Genomic DNA, 7,578 nt, shown 5'->3' with positions numbered 1-7,578 from the left:
TGCCAAGGGGAGCCTAGATGCAAGTCGGGCTCCCCTCTTTATTGCTTTCGTGTCACTGGCTTAGTCTAAACTCCAGTGGAGGAGGGTTTTAGCCTCCGCTTCTGAGTTTGTCTAGTACACTGCGGTCTTGTAGGGTTGAGGTATCTCCGGCGATTTCTTCACCCGCTGCGAGGTTGCGGAGGAGGCGGCGCATGATTTTGCCCGATCGCGTTTTGGGTAAGTCTTCCGTAAAGCGGATTTCTGTCGGTCGCGCCAGAGCCCCAATTTCATTGACGACGTGCTGTTTTAGGGCTTTTTCCAGTTCTGGACTGGGGTCATATCCGTTTTCTAAGGATACGAAAGCAACGATCGCCTCGCCGCGTACTTCATCGGGTTTGCCTACTACGGCAGCTTCGGCAACGGACTCATGGGAGACTAGGGCAGACTCGATTTCCATTGTCCCTAAACGGTGTCCGGAAACGTTGATCACGTCATCGACGCGACCCATGACCCAAAAATAGCCGTCTTCGTCACAACGTGCGCCATCTCCAGCAAAGTAGAGGTAATGGCCGTCTTTGGGGGCGATATGTTCCCAGTAGGTGCGCCGGAAGCGGTCCGGGTCTCCGTAGACGGTGCGCATCATTCCCGGCCAAGGGTGTTTAATGACGAGATATCCCCCTTCATTGGCGGGGACGGGACTGCCGTCTAGGTCTACAATTTCGGCCAAAATTCCAGGGAAGGGACGGGTTGCAGAACCGGGTTTGGTGGCGATCGCACCGGGTAAGGGGGTAATCATAAATCCGCCGGTTTCGGTTTGCCACCAGGTATCGACGATTGGACAGCGATCGCCACCAATCACATGAGCGTACCAGATCCAGGCTTCGGGGTTAATCGGTTCGCCGACGGTGCCCAATAATCTCAGGGAAGACAAATCCCGGGCGTTGGGATGTTGGTCCCCCATTTTAATAAAGGACCGAATCGCGGTGGGGGCGGTGTAGAAGATGGTGACGCCATATTTTTCGATGACATCCCAGAAACAGCCCGGGTTCGAGGGTCGCGGTGCCCCTTCATACATGACCGTAGTTGCACCGTTGGATAAGGGTCCATAGACGATATAGCTATGACCCGTAATCCAACCCACATCAGCGGTACACCAATAAACATCGGTTTCTTGCAGGTCAAAGGCCCATTGTAGGGTGATATGGCTGTACAGGTTATATCCCGCCGTGGTATGAACGACGCCTTTAGGTTTGCCGGTAGTCCCGGAGGTGTAGAGGATAAAGAGTAAGTCTTCGCTGTCCATTGGTTCTGCGGGACAGTTGGCGGACGCGGTGGGTTGGAGTTCATGCCACCAGCGATCGCGGTCCGGTGTCATGGCGATTTCTTGTCCAGTCCGTTTGACAACCAGAACGTGCTCGACGCTGCTGGCCCCCAGTTCTAGGGCTTTATCAACTTGCTCTTTCAGGGCGACAATTGACTCTTTGCGCCACCCGCCATCAGCAGTAATCACCAATTTAGCTTGGGCATCAACTAGGCGATCCTTGAGAGATTCGGCGCTGAATCCGCCAAAAACTACGGTATGGGCGGCCCCGATGCGCGCACAGGCCAACATCGCAACGACTGCCTCGGGAATCATTGGCATATAGATACCAACGCGATCGCCTTTTTTGACCCCCATATCTTTGATGACGTTTGCCATTTGGCAGACTTCCCGGTGCAATTGGGCGTAGGTGAGGGTTCGGGAGTCTCCTGGTTCTCCTTCCCAAATCAGGGCCGCTTTATTTTTGCGGTGGGTGGTGAGGTGGCGATCGAGGCAGTTATAGGAAATATTCATCTGACCCCCGACAAACCATTTAGCGTTAGGGGGTTGCCAGTCGAGGACTTTATCCCATTTTTTAAACCAGTGCAGTTCTTTCTCCGCAAGCTGTTCCCAAAACTGTTCAGGATTGGCGGCAGCTTGGTCATAAAGCGCCTGGTACTCTTCTAAACTCTTGATGCGAGCATTTTTGGAAAATTCCGCTGATGGTGGAAACTGCCGTTTTTCGTTCAGAATGGATTCAATCGTGGGCTGGGACATTGTTGTTACAGTCTCTAGGTTTGCGCTTATTTATTATTTTTGATCCAGAAGGTCACTTCAAACCTAGAGATTTTTTAAGGGGGGAGTCACGGAAACCTAACCCCAAAGGACCAACAACATCGCCTAAACTAGAGGATGGTAAGCGTTAAGGGGTATTCCTATGACCCTCTATCTCGGCATAGACTTCGGGACTTCTGGTGCTCGTGCAGTGGCGATCGATGACCATGCAGGGATTCAGGCACAGGCGGATTTTCCCCTGGACCGACAAACTCCGGAACTGTGGCAGGAAGGGTTATGGGCGTTACTGGACCAACTGCCTCGGTCTGTACGCCAGTCCATCGGCGCGATCGCCATTGATGGGACATCTTCGACGGTGTTGCTGTGCGATCGCAGTGGGACTCCGGTGGCGGAACCGATTCTCTACAATGATGCCCGGGGGATCACGGTGATGGAGACATTACGGGAAATCGCCCCTCCCAATCATCCGGCGATCGGGGCAACTTCCAGTTTGGCAAAGCTGTTATGGTATGCCCGTCATCCCAAATTGTATCCTGATGCCCTGCATCGGGTGGCGACTACGGGGCTGTTCTTCCTGCATCAAGCAGATTGGCTAAGTTTTCAACTCCACGGACAAATTGGCATCAGTGACTATCACAATGCCCTGAAATTGGGGTATGACCCAGAGCATTTATTTTATCCCGAATGGTTGCGATCGGCCTTGCCGCAACTGTTTACCCAGTTTGTCCCCTATTTGCCTCATGTGGTCAAACCGGGAACTCCCATCGCCCCAATCACGCCCGAAATGGGCGATCGCTTTGGATTACCGGAGAATTGCGTAATTTGCGCCGGAACTACGGACAGTATTGCCGCATTTCTGGCATCGGGTGCCAGGGAACCGGGAGAGGCGGTGACGTCCCTGGGTTCAACCTTGGTACTCAAGCTACTCAGTCGCGATCGCGTGGATGATGCGCGTTATGGGATTTATAGTCATCGTCTCGGCAATTTATGGCTAACTGGCGGGGCATCGAATACCGGAGGCGCGGTCCTGCGTGAGTTTTTCAGCGATCGGCAACTGGCAGAATTCAGCGAAAGCATTGACCCTAACACCGAAAGTCCTCTGAAATATTATCCCCTCCTCAAACCCGGGGAACGCTTTCCTTTAAATAATCCGGAACTTCCCCCACGATTAGACCCTCGTCCTCAGTCCGATGTCGAATTTTTGCATGGATTATTAGAAAGCATGGCCCGCATTGAAGCGCGGGGATATGAACTGTTACAAGAGTTTGGGGCCACGGGACTCAAGCGGGTTTATACCGCTGGTGGCGGGGCAAAAAACCCCATTTGGAGCGCAATTCGCCAGCGTCGTTTAAATGTTCCGGTCACTACGCCAACTCACACAGAAGCGGCCTATGGTGCCGCATTACTAGCCCGGATGCAGGACCGAGTATAAAGGGTGGACACTAGCCCTGTTTTGTAGGGGCGCAATGCTTGCGCCCCTACAAAAACCCCGATTTGTCGTCAATTAACGACCTAATTCCCAAATATTAATCGTATTATCATTCCCCCCAGTCGCCAATCGGCTGCCATCGGGTCTAATTGAAATAGAAAAGATGGATTTTTCATGTCCGGTGAGGGTTTCGATTAATCTGCCACTGGCGATATCCCAGAGTCGGACTGTGCGATCGTCGCTGACGGAGGCAACGGTGCGTCCATCGGGGGTAATGGCAATCTGATACACCGGGAAGGAGTGACCCGTCAGGGTGCGTAACAATTGTCCCCGATTCACATCCCAAATTTTCACGGCATTATCATAACTGCCAGTGACGAGGGTCTGTCCATCGGGGGTAAAGGCAACAGAACTCACCCAATCCTCATGGGCGGGAATAGTGGTGATTAACTCTCCAGTATTCAGGTTCCAGAGTTTGACATTGTTATCCAGTCCCCCGGATGCTAAGGTTGCACCATTGGGACTAAAAGCCACCGTCTCAACCCCGTCCTCATGGGCGCTTAAAGTGCGAATAATTTGCCCATTCTCGACGTTCCAGAGTTTAACGGTGTTATCCCAACTCCCCGTAGCAAGGGTTCGTCCATCGGGACTAAATGCTACGGTTTTCACCCCTTTTGTGTGACCGTAAAGGGTATAAATCAACTGTCCAGTTTCCATGTTCCAAAGGTTAGCGGTGTTGTCATCGCTACCACTGGCGAGGATTTGACCGTTGGGCGAGATATCCAAGGCCCTCACGTCATCTAAATGAACAGAAGCGGTATAGTTCAGTTCTCCGGTTTCGGCATTCCAAAATTTGATGGTATCTTCATTGCTGCCACTGACGACGACTGAGGTTGTCGGACTATAAGCAACGGCAAAAATGGGGAAAGCGCGATCGCCAATGGTTCTTAACAGTTGAGAACTGGGGGTGCGCTGTTGTGCGAGCAATGGGGGGGCGCTGGCGAGAAAATGGAGGTCGATCGCTCCCAGGGTGGCGATTCCAGCTACGGCTAAGGCACTAAATTTTTTCCAGGACGAGGGCTTTAAGGGCATATTGGCTTTATTAGAAAATTAATTGTTCACCTAGGATCTAACACTATTTTAGAGTTTAGATTCACGGATTTTTGAGGAAAAAGTTGACTTAATTCACCGTCCCCTCCTGCCACTTTTGCCACTGTTGTTGTAAATATTTTGTCCATTCCACGGCGATCGCCACTTCGGTAAAGGGAATCTGCACTGACTGTTTTGGGGATGGAAACAAAAATTCTAAGGCAATGGTCTTGGCTTTGAGATTCTCCGGTAGGGCATCGACTGCCACGGGTTGTTGATTCACCAGCAGGTGCAATGACTGTACCTCTTTTAAGGAGAAGGTTTGTACATTCACCGGACCTTTGCGCGTGGGTTTTCCCCAAGTCAGGCAATCTCCCTTCTCTCCTAATACCGCATAAATATCATACTTAGTGCGATCAAACCCCTGGGCCCAAAGCCTATAGGCTTCGACTTTTTGATATTCGTTCCATCCGGCCCAGGCGAGTCCTATAAATAGGGCCAGCAAGGGTAACCACATCAGTCCTCTTTCCATCTCTTTTATCTCTGCGATCGCGATATATAGTCGGGTATGTGAGTCACGCTTCTCCAGTCCAAAATCCAGGCGTTCTTCAGACGGTTGCTTGGATTTTTAGTTCCCGGAATTAATTTAATTTTTGCATCGGGGCCGTTTGCGGGTCAATAATTTTTTGACCTCCTCGCATAAATTTAATCGCTAAGGACATCTTAGTAGCCGATCCAAAAACGTGAGACACTTCCCCAGGACCAAAGGTATCATGAACCACCATATCCCCCACCAACCAAGTCTCCTTAGCGGCTGCCCCTTTTGCCGTTTTTGCCGCCCCGGAACTGCGGCGAGTTTTTTCCTTGGGAACTGAATTTCCTTGTAGTAAATCCCGGGGTAATTCGGCTAGAAATCGTGAGGGTTGAGCGCGTTCATAAGACCCCCACAAGCGCCGTTCTAAGGCATGAGTTAAAAAGAGTCGTTCTTGGGCACGAGTAATTCCCACATAGCAGAGTCGCCGTTCTTCTTCCAAACTACGCGGGTCATTTACACTGCGGAAATTGGGGAATAAACCCTCTTCCATTCCCACCAAAAAGACCACAGGAAATTCTAATCCTTTGGCAGAATGAATGGTTAACAATGATACGGCTTGTTCCCCTTCTTCTAAATTATCTAACTCTGAAGCAAGAGAAGCACTAGAGAGAAATCCCGTTAAAGAATTGTCTTCATTTTCTTCGGCATATTGCATCGTTGCACTATACAACTGCTCAATGTTTGCCATGCGGTTTAAGGCTTCATCGGTGTTTTCCAGTTTCAGGGATTCCATATACCCGGATTCTTCCATAATCCCTTTCAGGACTTCGATCGCCGGTAAGGTTTCTACTTGCCCTTGCCATCGGGATATTAATTGAGAGAATTCCAGAACTTGTTTCACCGATCGCCCTGCGAGGGTTTTCACCGATGTATCATCACTGAGAATTTCCCACAGGGGGACGTTTAACTGTTTTGCTGCTTCATCGAGACGATCTAAGGTCGTTTTCCCGATACTGCGTTTAGGAGTATTAATAATCCGCCGCAAACTAATCGAATCCGCAGGGTTAGCGATCGCCCGCAAATAAGCAACGGCATCCTTGACTTCTTTGCGATCGTAGAACTTCAAACCCCCCACCACTCGATAGGGGACATTCATTTTCACTAACACATCCTCAAACGATCGCGATTGAGCATTAGTCCGATACAAAATTGCAAACGAACCCCAATCCAACTCCGGATGCTGATTTTGCAACATCCGAATTTGATTCACCACATATTGCGCTTCATCTAAATCATTTTCGGTGCGATAACAGATAATCGCTTCCCCTTCCCCCCGGGTGGGACGCAATACTTTATCAATCCGTTCTGTATTATTCTCAATCAGTTTATTAGCAACCTCTAGGATATTTTCTCGCGATCGATAATTCTCCTCTAATTTCACCAAAGTTTGGGTCTCTTCATCCTCTAATCCATCTCCAAAATCTTGCTGAAACTCCAGCAAAATGGTATAATCTGCCATCCGAAATGAGTAAATCGATTGGTCTACATCCCCCACCACAAACACTGAGCGATTTTCCCATTTATCAAAGGATTTTGCAGCTTTTCCATTGGTGACTAACATCCGAATCAAATCATATTGAGTGCGGTTCGTATCCTGATATTCATCCACCAAAATATGCTGAAACTTACGATGCCAATAATCTAAAACTTGAGCATCCTGGCGAAACAGTTCCACGGGAATCCGAATCAAATCATCAAAATCTAGGGCATTATTCGCCGCCAAAGTATCCTGATACCGATTATATACCTCTGCTACCTTGCGATTGCGGTAATTCGTCGGATCACTCGCCTCTAAATCATGAGGAGACCATCCTTTATTTTTCGCCCCGCTAATTTCATACCGTATCTTGCGAGGCTCAAACTTTTTGCTATCCAAATTCATCTGTTTGAGGACAATATCCTTAATGGCTGTTTGAGCATCAGACTCATCAAGGATAGAGAATTTGCGGGTCCATTGCCGCCCATTTTCATCTTTAAATTTTTCAATATCGTAGCGCAAAATGCGGGAACAGAGGGAATGGAATGTACCAATCCACAGGGGTTTAATGCTGTTTCTCCACACCTGCGATCGCACCTGAGTTTGTTCCGCTGGTTCTAAAGCTGAAAACGGTTTATCATACTTTTGTTCCGCCACAGTATCGGCAAAAATCTTCTCAATCCGTTCCTTCATTTCCCGGGCCGCCTTATTCGTAAAGGTCACCGCCAGGATATCGTCAGGATGGACTTGATTACTGCGGATTAAATTAGCAATTCGATAAGTTAGCGCCCGAGTTTTGCCCGAACCCGCCCCGGCAACAACTAACAAGGGGCCACAGAAATGTTCTGCCGCACGACGTTGGTTTGGGTTCAGATGGGCCAGAAAGTCAAGGGTTGAAGTCATGGTTGAACGAG

Annotated in this window: 5 protein-coding genes; 1 reads left to right on the top strand and 4 read right to left on the bottom strand. The window is 49.5% G+C overall.

Annotated features, from left to right (window positions below):
* Positions 1-88: 88 nt before the first annotated feature.
* On the bottom strand, positions 89-2,056 hold the full coding sequence (acs, locus tag NG796_RS11455) for an acetate--CoA ligase (RefSeq protein ID WP_261206783.1): 1,968 nt from the start codon (positions 2,054-2,056) through the stop codon (positions 89-91).
* Positions 2,057-2,216: 160 nt separating this feature from the next.
* On the opposite strand from acs, the gene NG796_RS11450 reads away from it, so the two are divergent.
* A complete protein-coding gene (locus NG796_RS11450) occupies positions 2,217-3,506 on the top strand; it encodes an FGGY-family carbohydrate kinase (RefSeq protein ID WP_261206781.1) in 1,290 nt (429 codons plus the stop codon).
* Between the two features lie 72 nt (positions 3,507-3,578).
* Here the strand turns inward: NG796_RS11450 and NG796_RS11445 are convergent, their stop codons facing one another.
* The 3 genes from NG796_RS11445 to pcrA form a co-directional block, all read right to left on the bottom strand.
* Entirely contained in the window at positions 3,579-4,595 is a 1,017-nt protein-coding gene (locus tag NG796_RS11445; RefSeq protein ID WP_261206779.1) for a WD40 repeat domain-containing protein, read from the bottom strand.
* 88 nt (positions 4,596-4,683) lie between these two features.
* Entirely contained in the window at positions 4,684-5,124 is a 441-nt protein-coding gene (locus tag NG796_RS11440; protein ID WP_261206777.1) for a hypothetical protein, read from the bottom strand.
* Between the two features lie 109 nt (positions 5,125-5,233).
* Positions 5,234-7,567: a DNA helicase PcrA gene (gene pcrA / locus NG796_RS11435; RefSeq protein ID WP_261206775.1), complete on the bottom strand. Its 2,334-nt coding sequence runs from the start codon at positions 7,565-7,567 to the stop codon at positions 5,234-5,236.
* Positions 7,568-7,578: the final 11 nt, after the last annotated feature.

This window comes from Laspinema sp. D2d, from assembly GCF_025370755.1.
In the GTDB taxonomy this organism is placed as follows: domain Bacteria; phylum Cyanobacteriota; class Cyanobacteriia; order Cyanobacteriales; family Laspinemataceae; genus Laspinema.
This window is presented reverse-complemented; position numbering and strand designations above follow the sequence as displayed.